Genomic DNA, 21,173 nt, shown 5'->3' with positions numbered 1-21,173 from the left:
GAGGATAGGCCCATGACTGTTCATATCCACCCATCGGTTGACAATGGAGTAAAGCAAGGCACCGGCCATTTTGCCGGTGGCACGCTTGTATGCAAATGCAAGGACGAGCCGGTCAAGATTGGCATCAAGGGAGATGTTGCCTACGATCACGTCTGCGGCTGCACCAAATGCTGGAAGCCCGAGGGCGCGACCTTTTCGGTTATCGCCGTTGTTCCGCGCGAGAACGTCACGGTTCTCGAAAACGGCGACAAGCTTCAGATTGTTGACGCCTCGGCGGCGATCCAGCGCCATGCCTGCAAGGTTTGCGGCACGCATATGTATGGCCGCATCGAGAACAAGGGGCATCCGTTCTACGGTTTGGATTTCATCCATCCCGAGCTTTTCACCGAAGGCGGCTGGGCGGCTCCGGGATTCGCGGCGTTCGTATCGTCCGTGATCGAGTCCGGCGTCAATCCCTCCGAGATGTCCGGCATCAGGTCGCGCCTGAAGGAGCTTGGGCTCGAATCCTATGATTGCCTGTCGCCGCCGCTCATGGATGCGATCGCCACCCATGTGGCGAAATCCAAGGCGGCGGTGGCAGCCTGACGCGGCTGATTGGTGTGGCTCCTGCTGGCGGGCAACCGCTGGCGGAGCCGGAGTATCCAGAATATAGAGATTGAGAATCTCGCGCCCGATCGGCGATCATCTTGGCGTCGTTGCGGCGCCGGAGCCGGAATATCATGTCTCTTGAAACCGTTTCGCTGAACCGATCGCATGACGGGGTACAGGGCGTTTACAGGCACGTCAGCCGCGAGACTGGGACTGCCATGACCTTCTCGGTCTATGTGCCTTCGCACCGGGCCGGCGCGAAACTGCCGGTGGTCTGGTATCTGTCGGGCCTGACCTGCACGCACGCCAACGTCACGGAGAAGGGCGAGTTTCGCCGGGCCTGCGCCGAACTGGGGCTGGTCTTTGTCGCGCCGGACACCAGTCCGCGCGGGGAGGGCGTACCGGGAGATCCCGCCGGCGCCTATGATTTCGGGCTCGGCGCCGGATTTTATGTCGATGCTATTCAGTCGCCGTTCGCGGATAATTACCGGATGTGGAGTTATGTGACCGAAGAGCTTCCGGAACTGGTCGCGGGTGAATTTCCGGTCGATCCGAAACGGCAATCGATCATGGGGCATTCGATGGGCGGTCACGGTGCGCTCACGATCGCGCTGCGGCATCCCGACCGCTATCGCGCCGCCAGCGCTTTTTCACCGATCGTCGCGCCCTCGCAAGTGCCGTGGGGGATCAAGGCGTTGGGCGGATATCTCGGCGAAGAACGCGTGGTTTGGCGCAAGCACGATACGGTCGCGCTGATCGAGGATGGCGCGCGGTTTTCCGATTTTCTGGTTGATTATGGCGATGCGGATCAATTCCTGACCGGGCAACTTCGCCCGGAGCTTCTGCAACGCGCCTGCGCGCAAGCGGAAATTCCGTTGGTCCTCCGCCGCCAGGCTGGTTATGATCACAGCTATTATTTCATATCGAGCTTCATGGAAGATCATTTGCGTTGGCACGCCGCACGGTTGACGGCGTGAGCGAATTTACCGTTCTATTCCACTCCCTGGATTCAACTATTTGGACTGTGTGCCGTCGGCAACTGGCGCGTCGGTCGGCATCCGGTTCCTGACCAGGAAGCGCACCCCATGCTCATAGGCTTCCGCGGTGTCGCCGCGGATCTGGCCGCTGAGATGGGCCACGCTCGCGCCGCCGGAAGTCTCGAAGATCCATACGTCCATCGACGAGATCAGCGACGACACCTTGTGTACCACGGATACCGCGGCGTAAGCCGCGCCGGCCTTGCGCGCGACTGGCAGAAAGCAATCTCCGCATCGGTAACGCGGCGATGTCGCAGCCACCTCGGCGCTGAACGGCCCGAGGTCGACCGGCGAATAGCGCCCGGTCTTTTCCAGCGCCTCCGACAGGACCTGCGTCGCCATTGCGAGCCGGGCCGCCCGATCGGGCTGCGGCGGTTCGCCGCTGCTGTCGTAGATTTCAAAAGGAAAGATGGCTGTGGCGGGAGCGGCGGTGGCCGTGCTGGTCCAAACCAGGATACCGCAAGCAAGGGGCACGATCGGAGTCAGCATTCGGGAGAGCATCATCGTTCCTCACGGCGGGCCTTGCGCCATCAATCCTGCTTCCGATTGCGGCCGGTGACCCGGATTGATATTAGCACAGGCACCAACCGATGGCGCCAACCCGTGCGAGAGCGTTGGCGTTGGATGCCGAACTATTTTGGGAGCAGCGCACAATGGCAAAGGCGGCTATCCTGATGGCCTTCGTTCTGGCGTTCGTTCCAGCGGCCGCTTCGGCAAAGGACACGAGGTTCTGGAACCTGACCGCCAACACGATTACCTCGTTGCAGCTCTCGCCGTCCGGCAAGAACGAGTGGGGACGCAATCAGACCGAAAATGATCGCGATCACACCGTTGATCATGATGAGCGGCTGACAATTACCGACACGGCCGCCGGGACTTACGACGTTAAGTTCATCGACAGCCGTGGTCGAACCTGTGTCGTTCCAAACATTCAGGTGAAGAGCGGCGCGATCTTCTCAATCGAGGAGAAGGACCTTAGGGACTGCGCCAGATGACGGCGCTAAGTGCCGGTGGGGACTTAGAAGTTTACGCCGAACAGGACGCGCGCCTGTTGGCGTTCGAAATTGACGAGGTCAAGCGAACCGGCGATGGCGGTTGCGTGGCCTGCGACCTGGGCGCTCCATGCGGCGGTGATCCAGGCCTGTTCGGAGAGCTTGAAGTAGATCGTCGGCCCGACGAAAAAGCCTTGCCCGGCGAGGGTATCTAGCCCGAGCCCGTCATATCGACGCAGATAGCGGGCTTCGCCGCCGACAAGAATGCCGGGGTGAACCTGCGCCATCAGTGCGATTGCAACACCGGCTGTGGCTTCCCGCGACCAGGTTCCCGTCAGCACCGAGCGGGTCGTATCGGGCTGATAGAGCAGGTTCAGCGCCGCAACGAGGTGGTCATGGATGATCTCCCAGTCGGCCGCGGCGACGAAGTCGACGCCATACTGAGCGGCGCGTGTACCGGTCACGTCGTCAGACCTGCTCCAGTGCGGCTCGGCGCCGATGGCGAGACCGAGCGGTGCGGAGGCGCGATCGAGCAAACGGTAGCGGATATCGGCCGACAATCCGCCAAAAGCGGTATAGCGCTGATCGGAAAATCCGCTCACGCCGGAAATGTCGTAGGAGTTCACCGTGCCGGTGAATTCGGTCCGGAGGTTTGGCAACGGCACGAACTCCGCCGACAGCGTGCCGGAGCCGGCATCGTAGGTACCGATCCGCTTCGCGAAGCGGCCGGTGAAGGAGCCCTCCAGTTCTCTTTCGCCGACATCGCCCACGTCGCTGCCGATCGTGAAGCCGAACAAGTGCTCGGTCTCGATGGTTTCCGCCCAGGCGCCGGTCGGGCTGGATGCCAGCGCGAGCAACAGCCATGATCCGGACGTCAGCCACCATCTCGCGCTGCACACCGATCGGCGCGAGGTTTTGCCGCACTGCATCCCAAACTGACGCGCGGATTTTGCTGGCATGAGGAATCCGACTATGGGCGTTGCTGCTATGGGCATCTTACATTGCCATCCAGCATCCGAAGTGCTGGTGTTTCAGCCGTCGATCTGTCTGTCCCTTTGACGAGTGGACAGTGCGGACGATTTCTCGCATGAATGGCGAGGTGAGAACGATATGCCTGTTCAAAATTGTGGTGGCTCTTTGCCTCGTGGTCGGGATCGCTCCCGCCCGCGCGTCTGAAGCTTTGCGGATCGGACTGCAAAGCACCGGCACCTTTGCTTGGCAATTGGACGTCATCCGCCGCCACCGTCTTGCCGAGAGCGCCGGGCTTGATCTGAAGGTCAGCGAATTTGCCTCGCCCGATGCGGGCAAGCTTGCGCTCAATAGCGGTTCGGTCGACATTGCCGTTACCGATTGGCTTTGGGTCGCGCGTGCGCGTGCGCTGGGCGCGAAATTGCTGTTTTACCCGTATTCCAGCGCGGTCGGCGCCGTCATGGTAAAAAACCAATCTCCGGTGCATGGAATCGAAGACCTCCGAGGCCGCGTTCTCGCCATCGCCGGCGGCCCGCTCGACAAGAGCTGGCTGATCGTCCAGGCGGCCGCGACCCGACGGGGCATCGATCTCAAGCACGAGACGACGCTTGAATACGGCGCGCCGCCGCTGATTTCTCAAAAATTGCAGCAGGGCGAGGCGGAGGCGAGCCTCAATTTCTGGAATTTCTGCGCCAGCCTGGAGACGCGCGGCTATCGCCGCATTTTCGAGGTGCGGGACGCCGAAGCAGCCCTCGGGCTCAGCGAACCGGTCGCGCTCATCGGCTATGTATTTTCCGAGCCGTTCGCATCCGAACACCGCAGCGCGATCGATCGCTTCATTGCGGCAGCGCAAAAAGCGAACGACATCATGCTGCAGTCGGATGAAGAGTGGAATGCGCTGCGCCCCCTGATGAATGCGGAGGATGACCGGATCTTCAAGGCCTATCGCGACCGGACCAGGGAAGGCATGCCGCGGCGGCCAATCGCCGCAGAGGAAGCCGACGCCCGCGCCTTGTTCAAGGCGCTCGCCAGCATCGGTGGCGCGGAGCTTGTCGGCCCATCGCAGGAGCTTGATCCCGGCCTTTACTATCGTCCGGCCCCGCGCGGAGACTAGGCAGTGTGGCCGAGAATTTTCTCGCTGGCGGCGCTGATTGCGGTTTGGGCGCTCGCCGCTGCGCTGGCGCAATCGCGGCTGCTGCCTGGTCCGTTTGTGATCGGGGCCGAGATCCTTGCCGAGATTCGTTCCGGCGAATTGCCGTTCCAGATGGCCTGTACGCTCGGGCGGGTGATCGTCTCGTTCGCGATCGCGATGCTGCTCGGCACGGCGGCGGGCTATGTGATGGGGCGCTCGAAAGCCGTCGATCGCTTTGCCGATCCGTGGCTGGTCGTGCTGATCAACATGCCGGCGCTGGTGATCATCATTTTCGCCTATATCTGGGTCGGCCTCAATGAAACCGCGGCGATCCTGGCGGTCGCCGTCAACAAACTGCCCAACGTGACCGCCGTCATGCGCGAGGGCGCCCGCGCGCTCGATCCTGAACTGGACGAAATGGCAGAGGCGTTTCAACTCGCCTGGTTTGCGCGCATGCGCCATGTCGTGATGCCGCAACTCGCTCCCTATCTGGCGGCCAGTTCGCGCTCGGGCCTTTCCATTGTCTGGAAGATCGTGCTCGTGGTCGAACTGATCGGGCGGCCTAACGGCGTGGGGTTCGTGCTGGGCTCGGCCTTTTCGTTATTCGACATGGCCAGGATACTGAGCTATGCGATCAGTTTCATCGTGCTTATGCTTGTGATCGAAAGCTTGCTGGTACAACCGCTTGAACGACGCGCCAATCGCTGGAGACGCCGTCCCGCTTGAGCTTCGCATCGATGCGAAGAGCTACCGGTCGGCTGACGGCACGCCGGTCGAGGTCGTCCGTGGCCTTGAACTCCGGCTCGATGCCGGATCGTTCGGCGCGCTGATCGGCCCGTCGGGATGCGGCAAGACCACGATCCTGAGGATCGCGGCCGGGCTTGATAAGGACTTCCAAGGTAGGCTCAATACGCCGGGATCCGGACGCCTTGGTTTCGTGTTCCAGGAGCCGCGTCTGTTGCCATGGCGCACGGTCGAGGAAAACATCCGCCTGGCGCTTCCCGCTCACCTGTCCGGTGTCGATCTCACCGATCTGGTCGAAATACTCGGCCTCGGCTCGCATCTGGCGCGATATCCAGGCGAATTGTCGCTGGGGCTCGCACGACGCGCGGCAATTGCCCGTGCGTTCGCGGTGCGGCCGGATTTCCTGCTGCTGGACGAGCCCTTCGTATCGCTCGATGAAGCGGTCGCCGCCCGCTTGCGCGATGAATTGCTGGCGCTGACGACGCGGACCAAGGTAACGACATTGTTCGTGACCCATCATCTGGAAGAAGCGATCCAACTGGCGGATCGCCTGTTCTTTTTGTCCGATCGGCCTGCACGGATCGTGCTTGAGAAGACGCTGCCGCCGCCGCGGGGAGGGCGCAGCCAGGAAGTCGCTGCGTCGATCCGCGCGGAGGCGCGCGCGCTGGCGGCGCGGCCTCTATAGCGGTTTCGAGCGAAATGACTTCCGGTTCGAGTCAGGAAAATGCGCCGCATCAATGCCCTGGAAGCGCCGTCAAGCGACAGCGCCCCGGATCAAACCAGTCGGCTTTCGATCGCAAAGCGCACCAGTTCCGAGGACGAGCGTAGGCCGAGCTTTTGCCGGATGATCGAGGATGTGTTGGCAATCGTCTTGTAGGATGAATGCACCAGCCAGGCGATCTCGGAAAGACTCTTGCCGGCGCTGAGCAGGCGCAAGATCTCGATCTCGCGCGACGTCAGTTTCGACAGCGGGTTCTGGGCGACCGCGGGGCCTGCGAATGCGACGCTCCGTGCGATCGCTACAGGCAGATAGACGCCGCCATTGCCGACTTCGCGAATGGCTTCGACGAGATCGCAGGGGTCTCCGGATTTCGAGACATAGCCCTTGGCGCCGGTCTCGATCGCCCGCGCGGCGAATACCGGATCGTCGTTCATGCTGAACATAATGATGCGCGCCGATGCGTTACGGGCAAGAATGCGCCGCGCCAGTTCAAAGCCGGAGACGGTCGGCAGGTTGATGTCGACCACGCAGACGTCCGGCGCTTCGGCGACAAACACGCGTTCCCCGCCTTCCGCGTCGGAGGCCTCCAGGATCTCGATATCGGTATCTTCCGCGAACAGGGCGCGGCAGCCCGAGGCCACGATGGGATGATCGTCGACGACCAGAACACGCATCGGCGTTGATCCAATACTGGAGCGAATCCTTTATCAGAGCATGATCCGGAAAAGTGGGAGCCGGTTTTCCGAAAGATCATGCTCAAACAAGAAGATGGACGACGAGCATGATGCAACTCAGTTGAATCATGCTCTAGGCCAGCGATTGCTGCATCGCGTCAGGCTGACCGGTAGAAATTTCCGCGGCGCACTCTATGACCTGCTCCCCGAGTCGGATTATGCATCGTGGGTCCAATTGCGGTACGCTGTGATTAGATCGCCGCTGTTTTTATCTGTCAACGCTGCTTCTGAATGAAAAACCGCGCGGCGCGGGGCTGGATGAATGTCATGTGGCAGAAACTTTCCTTGCGGGCGCGGCTCAATACACTTCTGGCGTTCGTTCTCATGCTGGGCCTTGCGATCAATATCACGCGGCTGGTGCTGGAGGCGGCGCCGCGCGTCAGGGCCGAGGATCAGAGCGTCATACGCCTCGCCCGCGAATTCATCGAAGCGCTGGTCGTCAGTCTGAACGAAACACCGGATCCCGAAGCGCGCCTGAGCCAGACGATCCGGGACCTCAACCGGCTGCGTCATGTCAGCATCACACGGCAGGACGATACGCCGGCGGCCGAGCGATCGGCGAGCGATGGCGTTGGCGATGACGGCGAACCATCTCCGGCGCCGCCGTGGTTCGTCGCGCTCGTCCATCCGGAACAGACGTCGGTGAACGTTCCGATCTCGGTCCACGGCCACGCTGGATCGCTTGTGATCACGTCGCACCCGAACGACGAGATCAGCGAGATTTGGGACGGCATCGTCACGCAACTCGAGGTCGGCTCCGCGATCGCTATCGCGCTTCTGCTGATGACGATGACGGTGGTAAGCCGGGCGCTCGCGCCGCTGCAGTCGCTTTCCAGGGCGATGACGGATATCGAATGCGGCCGTTATGATACGCGTGTGAAGCCCGGCGGTTCACCCGAACTGGCGGCGATCTGTGGCAAGCTCAATCATCTCGCGGCAACCCTGGGAGACGCGGTCGAAGAAAAGCGACGGTTCGCCGAACGCGCCGTATCGTTGCAGGATGCCGAGCGCAAGGAGATTGCCCGGGAACTGCATGACGAGTTCGGGCCCTATCTTTTTGCGCTGCGGGCGCACGCCAGTTCGCTGGTGCGGCTTGCCGACACGCGCGAATTGAATACCGGGACCTTGCGCAGGCATGGCGGCGCCGTACTGGAACAGGTGAACGCCTTGCAGCAGTTCAACCGGCGGGTACTGGAAAGGCTGCGGCCGGTCGGGCTGGCAGAGCTCGGCCTGTGCGAGGCGATCGGCGCTCTCGTGCGCCTATGGCGAGAATCGCATCCTGGCGTGGCTATCAAAACCACAATCTCGCGGTCGCTGGGCGAGACCGGAGAGATGGCCGATTTGACGATCTACCGCATCGTCCAGGAGGCCTTGACGAATGTTTTCCGTCACGCCGATGCGACCGCCGTCGACGTGACGGTCGAGCCGGCCGGATCGTTCTCAGGTTTGGGCCGGCCCAATCAGGGCTGCGCGCTTGTTCGGGTGCATGACAATGGCGGTGGATTGAAGCCGGAGCACAGGTTCGGACTTGGCCTGACGGGAATGCGGGAGCGCATCGCCGCATTGGGCGGTACGCTGACGGTTGCCAGCAGCGCAACCGGCGTGCTGGTCGAGGCCGTCGTTCCCATCGGTCAGCGCCTCTAGATTTCAACGGATTCCGGCGGCAGGATTTGCCATAGCCATTATCGTCATGATGGCCTGCCGACAAAACGGCCGGGAATTTTTCCCGAAAATTTCGGGAAACAAGCGACGGTTACGCCGTGACGTTTTGTAGCTAGTGCATCTCCATCAACGCTCCAATAATACCTGCGCAACCGGCGGAAACAAAACAGCCGGGCGGAGCGGGGGGAGTGAGACGATGCGTGAGCGATATCTGCTTATTGTATTGATATCGATGTGCCTCTGTCCCGGGAATGAATCGGCGCATGCCCAGGGATCATCCAGCGATACACAGGCGTTGCCGCCCATCGTGGTATCCAGAACGAAGCCATCCGCCAAGCCGGGTCGCGACCGGAGCGCGGAGCGCAGGATTCGAACCATACCGATCGTTACCGTCTATCCGACGACGCCGTTATCTGGCGCCGACATCGATCCCGACAAGGCGCCGGCTACCGCTTATGTCGTCGGCGCCGATCAGATCAAGCAAACGGGTTCGCTGAACATCAGTGATGCACTGGTCAAATATGTGCCGGGCGTCATCGTCAATGAAGTCGCCGGAAATCCGTTCCAGCCGGACGTGCAATTCCGCGGTTTCGTCGCATCCCCCGTGTCTGGCACGCCGCAGGGATTGGCGGTGTACCAGAATGGCGTGCGGATCAACGAGGCGTTCGGCGATACCGTCAATTGGGATCTGATTCCAACCGCCGCGATCAAATCCGTCACCATCGTGACCAACAACCCGGCCTTCGGCCTCAACGCCCTCGGCGGCGCCGTCGATGTGCAGATGAAGGACGGGTTCAACTATCAGGGCGCCGAAATCGACACGATGGGAGGTTCGTTCGGCCGCATTCAAAGCTCGGCGCAATGGGGCAAGCAGATCGATAATTTTTCCGTCTATGGGGCGCTTGAAGGACTGCACGACGATGGCTTCCGTAATTTTTCGGCGTCGAACGTTCGCCGTTTCTACGGCGACATCGGCGTCAGGAATGATGACGCCGAATTTCATATCAATATGGGCGTCGCCGATAATGATTTCGGCGCTGCCGCGACCGTGCCGGCCGAATTGCTGCAGCAATCCTGGGGCGCGACCTACACCACGCCGCAAACGTCGACCAACAAGGTCGGCTATGTCAATTTGACGGGGAAGGTGGAGGTCACGCCGACCTGGACCGTCGAGGGCATCGCGCATGCCCGCATCTTCGATCAGAATACCCAGGACGGCAATCCGACGGGAACCCAGCCCTGTGCCGACCCGACATTGCTGTGCTTTGGGGATGACAGCACGCCGGCCAACGGTTTGAACGGAGCCCAGCTTTCCAATCCCTTCGCTCCCGATGCCGTGCTCGGCGAGAACGACCGGACATCGACGCAGTCGACGACGACGGGATTTTCATTGCAGGCGACCGATACCGATCGGCTACTTGGACATAACAATCACTTCGTGGTTGGTACCAGCTTCGATTACAGCGTCACGCATTTCAATGCCAACGCGGAATTGGGGACGCTCGGCCCGAATTACGTGCTGAGCGGCTCTGGACTCTTCCTCGGCGCCTCCGGCGACCCGGTTTCGGACGGTCCGGTCTCGCTTCGTACCACCAATCAATATACCGGGCTCTATGCGCTCGATACGTTCGACGTCACCGACGCGTTTTCGGTCACCGGCGGCGGCCGTTTCAACCTCGCCAATATCAGCCTGCAAGACCGCATCGGCAGCGCATTGAACGGCAATGACAACTATATGCGTTTCAATCCGATCATCGGCGGCACTTACAAGATCACTTCGGGGCTGACGGCCTATGCCGGCTATTCCGAGGAAAATCGCGCGCCAACGCCGCTGGAATTGGGATGCGCCGATCCCGCGCACCCCTGCATCATTGCGTCGTTCCTGGTCTCCGATCCGCCGCTGAAACAGGTCGTATCGCACACGGTGGAGGCCGGCTTTCGCGGCACCGGCGATTTCAGCATTGGGACGCTGGCGTGGAAACTCGGAGCGTTCCGCGCCGATAATTCGGACGATATTCTCGATATTCCGAGTCCGGTTCTGCAAGGGTTTGGCTATTTCCAGAACGTCGGTTCGACCCGCCGTCAAGGCATCGAGGCCGAGGTCAATCTGAAGTCGAGCAAGATGCAGATCAGCGCCAGCTATACGTTCGTGGACGCCCGTTTCCTCGATGCGTTGCAACTCGGCTCGAATAGCCCCTTCGCCGATGACGACGGCAATATTCAGGTGATGCCGGGCAACCAAATTCCGGCAGTGCCACGCCATCGGCTGAAAGCGAGCGTCGACTATGCGGTCACCGACGCGTTCAAGGTCGGGGGCGACGCGCTGTTTGTCAGCAGCCAGTATTTCGCCGGTGACGAATCCAACCAGTTCATGAAGCTGCCGTCCTATGCGGTTTTCAACCTGCACGCCTCCTATCAGATCAACAAGATGTTTCAGGTCTATGCGCGGGTCGATAATGTTTTTGACAATCGCTACGCAACCTACGGCACGTTCTTCGATACCGGCGATGTTCCCAATTTCGCCAATGGCGGCGCGCCGTTCACGGATCCTCGCTCGCTGAGCCCGGCACGTCCGCGCGCCTTCTACGCCGGCATGAAGGTGACTTTCTGAAGTGTTCCGAGTTCCGTCTCAGCCGGCTGGTGTATTGCGGCGAGCCAGAAAGCCGCGGGCCGGATCGTAGGCCAGGATCGCGCCGAACAGAAATACGATCGTGCAGCCGAGCACGACCGCCAGTGAGATCCAGTTGACCTGCTCGTAAAGTGCAAAACGAATGAGCTCGGTCGCATGCGTGAAAGGATTGAACTCGCAGACATAGTACAGGAGCAGGCTCGATTCCTTGACCCGCCACAGCGGATACAGCGCCGAGGACGCGAAGAACATCGGAAAGATAACGAAGTTCATGACGCCGGCGAAATTTTCGAGCTGTTTGATCAGCGAGGAGATCAGCATTCCCAGCGCGCCCAGCATGAATCCGCTAAGCAGCAGCGCCGGAAGCAGCGCCAGATAGCCGAGGGGAGGCGGTTCGATGTCCCAGAACCAGGCGATCAGCAGGAACGCATAGACCTGTAACACGGATACGATCGTCCCCGCCAAGAGCTTCGATGTGAGCAGCCACCAGCGCGGGAACGGACTGACGAGCAACGTGCGCATTCCCCCGGTTTCGCGGTCGTATACCATCGTCAGCGAGGATTGCATGCCGTTGAAGAGCTGTATCATCGCGATCAGTCCGGGCGCGATGTAGACCTCGTAAAGAACATAGGTCTCGTACGGCGGAATGATCGAAACACCGAGTACCTGGCGAAAGCCGGTGGCGAAAATGAAAAGCCAGACCAGCGGTCGGACAAGCGCCGAGACGAAGCGTTCGCGCTGATGGATAAAGCGTAAGGCCTCGCGCCAGACGATGCCCTTGAGGCAGATGAAATATTGCGCCAGCGAGAGGCTATGCGGGTCTGTCGCTTCGACAGCTACCGTCATCTGGCCGCCTCCGGCTCAGTCTGATCGGCGGCTCCGGTCAGCCGGTTGAATGCCTCGCGCAGATCGGCGCCGCCGGATTGTCCGACGATATCCCTGACCATCCCGTTCGCAAGCACACGGCCTTTGTGAAGAACCACGACATTGTCGCTGCTCCGGGCCTCGTCGATGAGATGCGTTGCCCAGAGCACGCCGATGCCTTCGGTCGATGATAGACGGCGAACGTGATCGAGAATGTCGGCGCGCGCCTTGATGTCGAGGCCGACCGTCGGCTCGTCGAGCAGCAGCAGGCAGGGCTGGTGCAGCAGCGCGCGGGCAATCTCGATACGCCGCATCTGTCCGATCGAAAGGTCGCCGACGCGGTCCTGGCTCCGATCGGCCATCGCCACGCGGTCGAGAACCTGTGCCATGAGCTCGGCGGCCCGCTGGCTGGCGATGCCGTGCAACGCCGCATGGTACATCAGGTTCTGGCGGACCGAGATGTCGACATCGAGCGCGCGCGACTGGAAAACCACGCCGAGCCTGCTCAAGGCCGGGCCGGGCTCCCGCCCGACATCATGGCCGAAAATCCGGATATGACCTGATCGAATCGCATAGAGGCGGGTAATCAACGAAAACAGCGTCGACTTTCCCGCGCCATTCAATCCCAGCAGGACGGTGAACGACGATTGCCGGACCACAAAACTGACATCGTTCAACGCAACGCGCGCGCCATAGCGATGGCTGACATGGTCGATCTCAAGCGCCGGAATCTGAGCAGGTTCGAATGGCTTCATGACCATTCCCAGGAGCCTATGCGCAGGGTCGACAGGCCCACATTCGGCCTCTCGCGCGCCGCGTCATTGGCCGTTTAACCTACCGCGTAGTGTGCGGCAAGCTCTGTGACAATCGTGTTGCGGTCTGCGTCACAATGAAATGCCGAGTCTGCGATCAGGCACTGTTGAAGCGCCTCAGCTTGACCTCGATTGTCGATCCTGACAAATTGCCACGGTGCTGGGGTAATTTTTTCTTTCCATTGAACACAAATCACGGATGAGCCGGTGAAAGATCTTCGGGGTTATGTTTTTGCGTTTGCGTTGTCGGGCTTGGCGATGTCGGGCTCGATCGGTGCTGCAACTGCTCAGGATGCGGCGGCGGGTGAGAAGGTGTTTCTCAAGTGCAAAGCCTGTCACCAGATCGGCGAGGGTGCGAAGAATGCGGTCGGACCGGTGCTGAACGGCGTTGTCGGCCGTAAGGCGGGTACCTATCCGGATTACTCCTACAGCGACGCCAACAAGAATTCTGGCATCACCTGGGACGAGGCGACGCTGAAGGAATATCTCAAGAATCCCCGTGCCAAGGTTCCCGGAACCAAGATGATTTTCCCTGGTTTGACGAAGGATGAGGACATCGACAATGTCACCGCCTATCTCAAGCAGTTCGGGGCTGACGGCAAGAAGTCCTGAGCGACGCTGCATTGTACGGGCGCTCATAACCGAGGCCTCCGGCGCCGGACGCAGGAGCCGCGAAAGGCGCTGACGATGGCTCGTATGCGCTTCCTGTTCGGTGCGAGTGCTGTTGTGGCGGTATTGACTGCTGTCATGTCGCATGCACGGGCTGAAGATCTGAACGACTATCCAACGTCGGCGCGCGCGGATTACGTTTTTGGATGCATGAAAGCCAATGGGGAGACCCAGGAAGTCCTGCAGAAATGCGCCTGCTCGATCGACGTGATTGCGTCGATCATTCCTTACGACCGGTATGTGACCACGGAGACGATCCTGTCGATGTCCCAGGTCACGGGGCCGGTCGGCTCTGAATTTCGCTCGACCGAACCTGCCAGGCTTGCCGTGCAGGAATTCCGGCGCGCACAGGCGGAAGCCGAGATTCGCTGCTTTTAGTGCGAAAGCCTGCCCCGGACTTGGATAGCGGGATGGAACGGGTTCTTGTGAAGAAAATCCGTCAAAACTAGAGTCTGGAGCTTCGGTTCTGATTCAATGAGAACCGATCATGCTCCAGGAGAATTCCTGCGGCAGCCCTGCTGCTACAGCATGGACTTTTCGATCGTCCATTCGTCCCTGAATATATGCTTGCTGGTGTCGACGGCTTCAACGCGAAAGCTGGCGGCGCCATTGGACCTGTAGTTGAAGCGGATGTTCGGATCTTCCGAAATTGCGATCCCGCCATCCATCGACACGACGACATCGTCGCCCTGCCAGATTTTGAGGTTGTCGATGAAGAAGGGCGGTATGTAGAGCCGCGTAAGCTGGTCCATCTGCAAGCCGGAGTTCTGCGGATGGCGCAGCATGAGCTGGGCTTCCGGCAGCGCACCGGCCTCGGAACGGAATGTGCGAAACTTCATCTGTCCGAGGGCTGAACTGGTCGCGTCGGCGTTCGAGGCTGCCGGTGCCGAACAGCCGCCGGATGCCTTCACATAGGCCTTGACGCCATAAAGCTTGCCATCGCTGAGTTCGGCAATGAGCCGAACATAGGAATAGCTGTTAACCCGGACTCGCGTGGAGATCTCGGTCACGCCGGCATGAGGGCCGATTGTAAACGTTCCGGCGACGGGGGCGGGATTTTCGTCGATGACGAGCGTGAGCGATCGCAGTCTACGCTTGTCGTCATCGTTGAGAGTGACGCGCATGCCGATCGGTACCAGCGCGGAATCCTCGGCGCGCCTCGGCGCATCGAGTGCCACCAGCCCCGTTCCATCCCCGATCGGGCGATTCTTGAAAATATCGCCCTTGATGCTGTTCCAGGTGTCTTCCGAAGCTTGCTCCGCGACGGGGGAGGTGGCCTGGGCATGCGCAGCTGGCGATCCCGCACAATAAACGGCTGCAAGCAAAGCGGGAGCGATCACTCTGGAAAAAATCGACATGGTCGAGTTCCGCTTCCACAAGGAGGGGAAACGGATAAAAACTATCTGAAGCGACACCGAGCGGCAAGCTGCGCTGCAGCAAGCACGATGAGCCGAGGTTTACTCCAAGGTCAGCCCGCGGGAACAGCCTCGGCCGATCCCGGCCCATAACCGGTTGGCTTGTCACTCCCATTCGAGTTCGCTGAACGCCGCGATCACATTGCGTGAGCCATATTGATCGAACAATTTCCATTGCGACTGTTGGCTTCGTCCCGCCTGCCTTGCGGCTTCCGTGAGAGGAACGCCCCGGGCGATCAGGCTGCCTACCTCCTTGGTGAGATCATCGAGGTAACGCTGTTCCTTTTCGATCGCGCCATGCCAATCGCGGGCGACCGGGCCGTGTCCGGGAACGACACGTTCGGCAGGAATGCGTTGCAATGCGGCGAGATCGGCGAGAAAGCCCCGGATGCTGCCGTCGATGACCGGAACATGCTCGACGAACAGGAGATCCCCCGCAAAAAGCGTGGAACTGGTTTGGTCGAAGACCGTCAGATCGTTGTCGGTGTGTCCGGGCGGCCAGGCCTTGAGAGTCAGCACGCGCCGGCCGAGATCGAGTTGCATGTCTCCATCGACAAGCAGTGTCGGCGGCACGATCTTCACCTCGTCGATGAGGGCATCGCCGAGCACGGCTCGAAATGACTTGAGATAATATTCGCCCCGCGCCGTGAGCGCGCGCGGCAAATTCCCGTGTCCGACAAAAACGACGCCGGCTTGCGCGAATGCTGCATTGCCGAACAGATGGTCGGGATGAACATGGGTGTTGATGACGTAGCGAACCGGTTTCGGTGTCACGGCGCGGATCGCCGCGAGCAGGCGTGTTCCTTCGGCGGTGCTGCCGCCGGTGTCGATGACCGCGACGGCGTCGTCGCCGACGATGAAGCCGGCATTGGCCGCGTCGCCCTGATTGGCTTGGCTCATCATATCGATATTGCCGACATGGACATACACGCCGGGCGCGATCTCCGAGATCGGGAACGGCGCGAGCGGCATTTGCTGCTGTGCATTACAATCGTGAGGGACCGGAAGAAAAATGAAAATGATACAAAATAGCCTGGCCAAAAAACGCAAGGTTCGCTCCGTATCTTCAAGTCTTTGAGATCGGTTCTTTGAGATCGGTCTCGTCCTTCGAAAGCCGCCGCCGCTGATTTCCGGATTCCTGCCCAGGTTGCACTGCAATGAGAGTCGTCACGACGAATGCCGAACTCTCCTAAATCATAACTTGCTTATGGAAGAGGAGTTACCTAAACTTTTTTTGCTTCTGCCTTCACAGGCAACTGCGGATAGGGAGCGCGGTTGCTGAAGACATAGGTGGGCACTGTTCGCTGCACTTTCATTTCGCGACTTGTGAATAGCTTCGCGAGCTACGACACGGTGCCGATACAATTCATCCAAGAGAGGGCGAATGACGTCCCGTGGAGAATCTGTGCGTATCCAAGGAGCGTCGGCGACCCTCTAGGCAAAAAACCCAGGGAGGAAGCAAATGAAAAAGATGTTAGTCGCTTCGGCGTCGATCGTGGGCCTGATGGCCCTGCATGGATCGGCGTCGCGCGCCGATGAGGCATTGGACAGGCTGGCCAAGGACCCCAAGCAATGGGTCATGCAGCAGGGTGATGACGCCAATACGCGGTACTCGAAGCTCAATCAGATCAACACGTCCAACGTCAAGAAGCTGCAGGTCGCCTGGACATTCTCGACCGGCGTGCTGCGCGGCCACGAGGGCGGACCGTTGGTCGTTGGCGACCTGATGTATGTGCATACGCCATTTCCGAACACGGTCTACGCGCTCGATCTGAACCATGAAGGCAAGATTATCTGGAAGTATGAACCGCGGCAGGATCCGAATGTCATTCCGATCATGTGCTGTGATACGGTCAACCGCGGTGTTGCCTATGCCGACGGCAAGATTTTCCTGCATCAGGCCGATACGACCCTGGTTGCGCTCGATGCCAAGACGGGAGAAAAAATCTGGTCGGTGATGGATGGCGAGGCAGGTAAGGGCCAGTCCGGTACGGACGCGCCGTTCGTATTCAAGGACAAGGTTCTCGTCGGCGTCTCCGGTGGTGAGTTCGGCGTTCGCGGCTGGATCAGCGCATACAACATCAAGGATGGCAAACTCGCCTGGCGCGGCTATTCGGAAGGACCGGACTCCGACACGCTGATCGATCCCGAGAAGACGACGTCGCTTGGCAAGCCCGTCGGGCCGAATTCGTCAACCTCCACCTGGGAAGGCGATCAATGGAAGATCGGCGGCGGTGCCACCTGGGGCTGGTATTCCTACGATCCCGAGCTGAATCTGGTTTACTACGGCTCGGGTAATCCTTCGACTTGGAATCCGGTGCAGCGTCCCGGCGACAATCGCTGGTCGATGTCGGTCTGGGCGCGCGATCTCGATACCGGCAAGGTCAAATGGGTTTACCAGATGACCCCGCACGACGAGTGGGACTATGACGGCGTCAACGAGATGATCCTGACCGATCAGAATGTTGACGGCAAACAGCGAAAGCTTTTGACGCATTTCGACCGTAACGGCTTTGGCTATACGCTCGATCGCGTCACCGGTGAACTGCTGGTCGCACAAAAATACGATCCGGTGGTGAACTGGGCGACCAAGGTCGATATGGACAAGTCCTCCAAGACTTATGGCCGTCCGCTGGTGGTCGACGCCTATTCCACCCAGCATAATGGCGAAGACACCAACTCGAAGGGTATCTGTCCGGCGGCGCTGGGCACCAAGGATGAGCAGCCTGCGGCTTACAGCCCGGAGACGCAGTTGTTCTACGTGCCGACCAATCACGTCTGCATGGACTATGAGCCCTACAAGGTGTCCTACACGGCCGGTCAGGCTTATGTCGGCGCCGCGGTGGCAATGTATCCGCCGAAAGGCGACACCAACATGGGCAACTTCATCGCCTGGGACGGCAAGACCGGCAAGATCGCGTGGTCTAACAAGGAGCAGTTCTCGGCATGGGGCGGCGCGTTGGCGACGGCCGGCGGCGTCGTCTTCTACGGCACGCTCGAAGGCTATCTGAAGGCGGTCGACGCCAAGACGGGTAAGGAACTTTACCGGTTCAAGACGCCGTCCGGCATCATCGGCAACGTCATGACCTATGAGCACGGCGGCAAGCAGTATGTCGCCGTTCTCTCGGGCGTCGGCGGTTGGGCAGGCATCGGCCTCGCGGCTGGTCTGCTGCAACCCCAAAACGCAGCCGCCTGGCATAACGCGGTCGATCAGGGCAAATTGCCGACCCAGGAAAAGACCGTCGATACCGCAGGCCTGGGTGCGGTCGGCGGCTATGCAGGCCTGGCGTCCTACACATCGCTTGGTGGAACGTTGACGGTATTCGCGTTGCCGAACGAGTAAGAGCGGCATCACGCGGAGACAACGATAAATCGGTGCGCTGAGCTCTTGCCGCGCACCGATTTTGTTTCAACGTTGCATGGGGATGGTTACGTGACGATCAAGCATTGGAAATTTGCGCTCGTTGTTTTGGCGAGCGTTTCTGCAAGCTTCATTTCTGCAAGCTCCGTGGCACTTGCTGATGGGGCGGACGATCCCGCCGTCGCTTCGTCCGAGAATGGAAAATATGCGGATAAGGACGGCAACCCCACTTACAAGATAAGCCCGGACGGAACGGTCGACTGGTATACGTTCTCGGGCTTTCGCCGTTACCATTCGGACTGTCACGTCTGTCACGGTCCCAATGGGGAGGGATCGACCTACGCGCCGGCGCTGGCTGAATCATTGAAGACGCTCACCTACCCGGACTTCGTCAGTGTCGTCACCAACGGCCGCAATCATGTCGACGCTGCCAACGACAAGGTCATGCCCTCGTTCGCAACCAACGTGAATGTCATGTGCTACATCGACGACATCTACGTGTATCTGCGGGCGCGCGCCAATAATGCCATTCCGGGCGGTCGTCCGCCGGCACATGAAGACAAGCCGGAAGCGGCCAAGCAGGCCGAGACCAGTTGCACGGGCATCAAATGATTTGGAAGAGATTCAAAAAGATGATGCTGCAAATGCCGCGAGCGTCGAGGCGGTCGGAGATGGCGATGCCGGTCTTGTCCGGTATCTTGGCCGGCATGCTGGCATGGGGCTTCGTCTTGACGTCCGTCAGGGCCTACGCGCAGGCCAATAGCGACGCCGGGTCGCTCGAACTCGTCGATCCTGACGTGTTCCGTGCTTGCGGCGATCCGCGCAACATGCCGTTCTCGAACGACAAGGGCGAGGGTTTTGAAAACAAGCTTGCCGAATTGTTTGCCGCCAAGCTCGGCAAGAAGCTCAGCTACACCTACTTCCCGCAGGCGACCGGTTTCGTCCGGATGACGTTGGGCTCTTTCCGCTGCGATGTGATCATCGGATTTCCCCAGGGCGATGACCAAGCGCAGGTGACGATCCCGTATTACCGGACGACCTATGCGCTGGTCTCCAAGCCCGGAAGCGGTCTCGACGACGTGACCATGATCAGCGATCCAAAACTGAAGGACAAGCGGATCGGGGTGGTCGCGAGGACGCCGCCAAGCACGAGCATGGCGATCAACGGGCTGCTCGCCCATGCCAAATCCTATCCGCTCTTCATCGACACGCGTGCGGACTCCTCCGCACAGGCGATGATGGACGATCTTGCCAAGGGAGATATCGACATCGGCATATTGTGGGGACCGATGGCGGGCTACTATGCCAAGCAGGCGAACCCGCCATTGACCGTCGTGCCGCTGCTCAAGGAGGCGGCGGGTGCGCCAATGACCTTTCGCATCGGCATGGCGGTGCGGCCGTCGGATCAGGAATGGAAGCGCACGCTCAACCGGTTGATCATGGAAAACCAGGCCGAGATCAACAGGCTTCTGATCAGTTACAACGTTCCGATCCTGGATGAGGCCAACGTCCCGATCACCACCGAGACGATTTCCAAGCGGCCATGATCAGGGCCGCTATCTGCCTTGTGTTTGCGATGATCGTGTCTTCCGCCGGGCTGAGAGCCGCGGACGTGCTGGAGCCCGAAAACTATCGCCTCGAAGATTATCGTGCCCCGACGCCGGCGACGCTGCGCGGTGCTCGGGTCATTACGACGGAAGAGGCCGAAAGGCTCTGGCGAAGCCGCTCGGCGTCCTTTGTCGATGTATGGCCGCGACCACCGCGGCCGAGGAATTTGCCGGAAGGTACCCTTTGGCACGACAAGCCGCGGTCCGACATTCCCGGCAGCATCTGGCTGCCTGATACCGGCTATGGCGAACTCGCGCCCGCCATGGCGGATTATTTTTCGAAAGGACTTGGGAACGCGACCGGCGGAGACCGGGCGAGGTTGCTCGTTCTGTATTGTTTGGCGGATTGCTGGATGTCGTGGAACGCGGCCAAACGCGCGCTCTCGCTCGGCTATCCGAATGTCGCCTGGTATCCGGGGGGCACCGATGGCTGGTTTGCGGCCGGCCTGCCGCTGCAAAGCGCCACGCCGGAACCGCGGCCGGACGAATAACTCAATTCCCGGACGAGCCGTCGTTCATGGCGTTCTGGATTGCCCCACTCAAATCGAACAGCCGCTTTTCGATCAGGACGGGAACATCGCAGACATAGGATGTTGCCTTGCGCCGGTCCTCGAAAATGCGCGTCTGCCACGCCAGCCGATTGGCGGATTCCTCATTTTGTGCCGGATCGTCGGCGGTCTTTTCCTGCATGGCCCGCAATTTCTGCGCTTGCTCGCGTATGTCGGCGGCCATTGCCTTCTGCTTGCGTGAAAAACGTTCGATCCCGTCCATGACCTGGTCGCGCTGTGCGTTGAGGATCGAATACAATCCCGAGAACAGCGCTTTGGCCTTTTCCTGCTTTTCCTCCCTGGTGCCGGTTACGAAGTCCGCGATCAGTTTTTTGGCTTCCTCGATCGGCGTGCGGCGTGCCGCCAGACGGGCGATGAGTTCTGCTTCCTTGGTATCCATCGGCTGCGACGCGTCGAATGTCTGGACCGAGGGGCCGGTCCAGACATTCGCAATCGAGATTCCGGGCACCTTCAACTGCTGGCATGGCCAGTCGGGATAGCGTGGGTCCAGCGCGAAGGTCGGCGACGTCGAGCAGGCAGTCACCGCAATCATCATGCGAAGCGTCGCATCGCGCATTGAAAGGGCCATGCCATACCTCCCTGTTGGCCGCCCGCCGTCGAAGAGACTGATTTGCGAATGTCGCGCGGGCGGATGTTTGTCTGGAAATATATTGGGCAGGCTTTGGTCG

The 21,173-nt window shown here is 60.2% G+C and carries 22 protein-coding genes; 14 read left to right on the top strand and 8 right to left on the bottom strand.

Going from position 1 to position 21,173, the window contains the following annotated elements; genetic code table 11:
* Positions 1 to 12 precede the first annotated feature (12 nt).
* Together gfa and fghA are read left to right on the top strand one after the other, a co-directional pair.
* On the top strand, positions 13 to 585 hold the full coding sequence (gfa, locus tag HB630_RS08470) for an S-(hydroxymethyl)glutathione synthase (RefSeq protein ID WP_213771700.1): 573 nt from the start codon (positions 13 to 15) through the stop codon (positions 583 to 585).
* Positions 586 to 719: 134 nt separating this feature from the next.
* Positions 720 to 1,565, top strand: coding sequence for an S-formylglutathione hydrolase (gene fghA, locus HB630_RS08465; protein WP_213771698.1), 846 nt, complete (start codon positions 720 to 722; stop codon positions 1,563 to 1,565).
* Positions 1,566 to 1,601: 36 nt separating this feature from the next.
* Here fghA and HB630_RS08460 read toward each other — a convergent pair whose 3' ends face one another.
* Positions 1,602 to 2,126 (bottom strand): DUF3280 domain-containing protein, encoded by a 525-nt coding sequence (locus HB630_RS08460; RefSeq protein ID WP_213771696.1) that lies wholly within the window; start codon positions 2,124 to 2,126, stop codon positions 1,602 to 1,604.
* 89 nt (positions 2,127 to 2,215) lie between these two features.
* Here HB630_RS08460 and HB630_RS08455 point away from each other — a divergent pair, with 89 nt between their 5' ends.
* Positions 2,216 to 2,620: a hypothetical protein gene (locus HB630_RS08455; protein ID WP_213771694.1), complete on the top strand. Its 405-nt coding sequence runs from the start codon at positions 2,216 to 2,218 to the stop codon at positions 2,618 to 2,620.
* A gap of 23 nt (positions 2,621 to 2,643) precedes the next feature.
* Here HB630_RS08455 and HB630_RS08450 read toward each other — a convergent pair whose 3' ends face one another.
* Entirely contained in the window at positions 2,644 to 3,576 is a 933-nt protein-coding gene (locus tag HB630_RS08450) for a hypothetical protein (RefSeq protein WP_213771692.1), read from the bottom strand.
* 110 nt (positions 3,577 to 3,686) lie between these two features.
* Here HB630_RS08450 and HB630_RS08445 point away from each other — a divergent pair, with 110 nt between their 5' ends.
* Genes HB630_RS08445 through HB630_RS08435 form a run of 3 tightly spaced genes read left to right on the top strand, consistent with a single transcriptional unit; the run spans position 3,687 to position 6,147 of the window.
* Positions 3,687 to 4,700, top strand: coding sequence for an ABC transporter substrate-binding protein (locus HB630_RS08445; protein ID WP_346656051.1), 1,014 nt, complete (start codon positions 3,687 to 3,689; stop codon positions 4,698 to 4,700).
* 3 nt (positions 4,701 to 4,703) lie between these two features.
* Positions 4,704 to 5,444, top strand: coding sequence for an ABC transporter permease subunit (locus tag HB630_RS08440; RefSeq protein WP_213771690.1), 741 nt, complete (start codon positions 4,704 to 4,706; stop codon positions 5,442 to 5,444).
* Complete coding sequence (locus tag HB630_RS08435) at positions 5,404 to 6,147, top strand: ATP-binding cassette domain-containing protein (protein WP_213771688.1); 744 nt, start codon at positions 5,404 to 5,406, stop codon at positions 6,145 to 6,147. Before HB630_RS08440 ends, HB630_RS08435 begins: the two co-directional genes overlap by 41 nt.
* Before the next feature lie 89 nt (positions 6,148 to 6,236).
* Here the strand turns inward: HB630_RS08435 and HB630_RS08430 are convergent, their stop codons facing one another.
* Entirely contained in the window at positions 6,237 to 6,857 is a 621-nt protein-coding gene (locus tag HB630_RS08430; RefSeq protein WP_213771686.1) for a response regulator transcription factor, read from the bottom strand.
* 327 nt (positions 6,858 to 7,184) lie between these two features.
* Between HB630_RS08430 and HB630_RS08425 the strand changes: the two genes are divergently transcribed.
* Together HB630_RS08425 and HB630_RS08420 are read left to right on the top strand one after the other, a co-directional pair.
* Positions 7,185 to 8,561: a histidine kinase gene (locus HB630_RS08425; RefSeq protein ID WP_213771684.1), complete on the top strand. Its 1,377-nt coding sequence runs from the start codon at positions 7,185 to 7,187 to the stop codon at positions 8,559 to 8,561.
* Positions 8,562 to 8,946: 385 nt separating this feature from the next.
* Positions 8,947 to 11,190 (top strand): TonB-dependent receptor, encoded by a 2,244-nt coding sequence (locus HB630_RS08420; RefSeq protein ID WP_346656061.1) that lies wholly within the window; start codon positions 8,947 to 8,949, stop codon positions 11,188 to 11,190.
* A gap of 18 nt (positions 11,191 to 11,208) precedes the next feature.
* Here the strand turns inward: HB630_RS08420 and HB630_RS08415 are convergent, their stop codons facing one another.
* Together HB630_RS08415 and HB630_RS08410 are read right to left on the bottom strand one after the other, a co-directional pair.
* Positions 11,209 to 12,054, bottom strand: a complete 846-nt coding sequence (locus HB630_RS08415; protein WP_213771680.1) for an ABC transporter permease — start codon at positions 12,052 to 12,054, stop codon at positions 11,209 to 11,211.
* On the bottom strand, positions 12,051 to 12,827 hold the full coding sequence (locus HB630_RS08410) for an ABC transporter ATP-binding protein (RefSeq protein ID WP_249780723.1): 777 nt from the start codon (positions 12,825 to 12,827) through the stop codon (positions 12,051 to 12,053). The genes HB630_RS08415 and HB630_RS08410 overlap by 4 nt, the downstream gene beginning before the upstream one ends.
* Positions 12,828 to 13,142: 315 nt before the next feature.
* Here HB630_RS08410 and HB630_RS08405 point away from each other — a divergent pair, with 315 nt between their 5' ends.
* Positions 13,143 to 13,496 (top strand): cytochrome c family protein, encoded by a 354-nt coding sequence (locus HB630_RS08405; RefSeq protein WP_213771916.1) that lies wholly within the window; start codon positions 13,143 to 13,145, stop codon positions 13,494 to 13,496.
* 84 nt (positions 13,497 to 13,580) lie between these two features.
* The gene (locus HB630_RS08400; protein ID WP_213771676.1) at positions 13,581 to 13,931 is read left to right on the top strand and encodes a hypothetical protein; all 351 of its coding nucleotides are present in this window, start codon (positions 13,581 to 13,583) and stop codon (positions 13,929 to 13,931) included.
* Positions 13,932 to 14,074: 143 nt separating this feature from the next.
* Here the strand turns inward: HB630_RS08400 and HB630_RS08395 are convergent, their stop codons facing one another.
* Together HB630_RS08395 and HB630_RS08390 are read right to left on the bottom strand one after the other, a co-directional pair.
* Positions 14,075 to 14,911, bottom strand: a complete 837-nt coding sequence (locus HB630_RS08395; protein ID WP_213771675.1) for a quinoprotein dehydrogenase-associated SoxYZ-like carrier — start codon at positions 14,909 to 14,911, stop codon at positions 14,075 to 14,077.
* A gap of 162 nt (positions 14,912 to 15,073) precedes the next feature.
* Positions 15,074 to 15,940, bottom strand: coding sequence for a quinoprotein relay system zinc metallohydrolase 2 (locus HB630_RS08390; protein WP_213771673.1), 867 nt, complete (start codon positions 15,938 to 15,940; stop codon positions 15,074 to 15,076).
* A gap of 490 nt (positions 15,941 to 16,430) precedes the next feature.
* Between HB630_RS08390 and HB630_RS08385 the strand changes: the two genes are divergently transcribed.
* The 4 genes from HB630_RS08385 (at position 16,431) to HB630_RS08370 (ending at position 20,427) form a co-directional block, all read left to right on the top strand.
* A complete protein-coding gene (locus tag HB630_RS08385) occupies positions 16,431 to 18,311 on the top strand; it encodes a methanol/ethanol family PQQ-dependent dehydrogenase (protein WP_213771671.1) in 1,881 nt (626 codons plus the stop codon).
* Between the two features lie 150 nt (positions 18,312 to 18,461).
* Positions 18,462 to 18,941, top strand: coding sequence for a c-type cytochrome, methanol metabolism-related (locus tag HB630_RS08380; protein WP_213771915.1), 480 nt, complete (start codon positions 18,462 to 18,464; stop codon positions 18,939 to 18,941).
* Positions 18,942 to 19,036: 95 nt separating this feature from the next.
* Entirely contained in the window at positions 19,037 to 19,876 is an 840-nt protein-coding gene (locus HB630_RS08375; protein ID WP_249780762.1) for a substrate-binding domain-containing protein, read from the top strand.
* On the top strand, positions 19,873 to 20,427 hold the full coding sequence (locus tag HB630_RS08370) for a PQQ-dependent catabolism-associated CXXCW motif protein (RefSeq protein ID WP_213771667.1): 555 nt from the start codon (positions 19,873 to 19,875) through the stop codon (positions 20,425 to 20,427). Before HB630_RS08375 ends, HB630_RS08370 begins: the two co-directional genes overlap by 4 nt.
* A gap of 1 nt (position 20,428) precedes the next feature.
* On the opposite strand, the gene HB630_RS08365 is transcribed toward HB630_RS08370, so the two are convergent.
* On the bottom strand, positions 20,429 to 21,073 hold the full coding sequence (locus HB630_RS08365; protein WP_249780722.1) for a hypothetical protein: 645 nt from the start codon (positions 21,071 to 21,073) through the stop codon (positions 20,429 to 20,431).
* Positions 21,074 to 21,173 lie beyond the last annotated feature (100 nt).

The organism is Bradyrhizobium sp. dw_78, assembly GCF_018449525.1.
In the GTDB taxonomy this organism is placed as follows: Bacteria; Pseudomonadota; Alphaproteobacteria; order Rhizobiales; family Xanthobacteraceae; genus Bradyrhizobium.
This window is presented reverse-complemented; position numbering and strand designations above follow the sequence as displayed.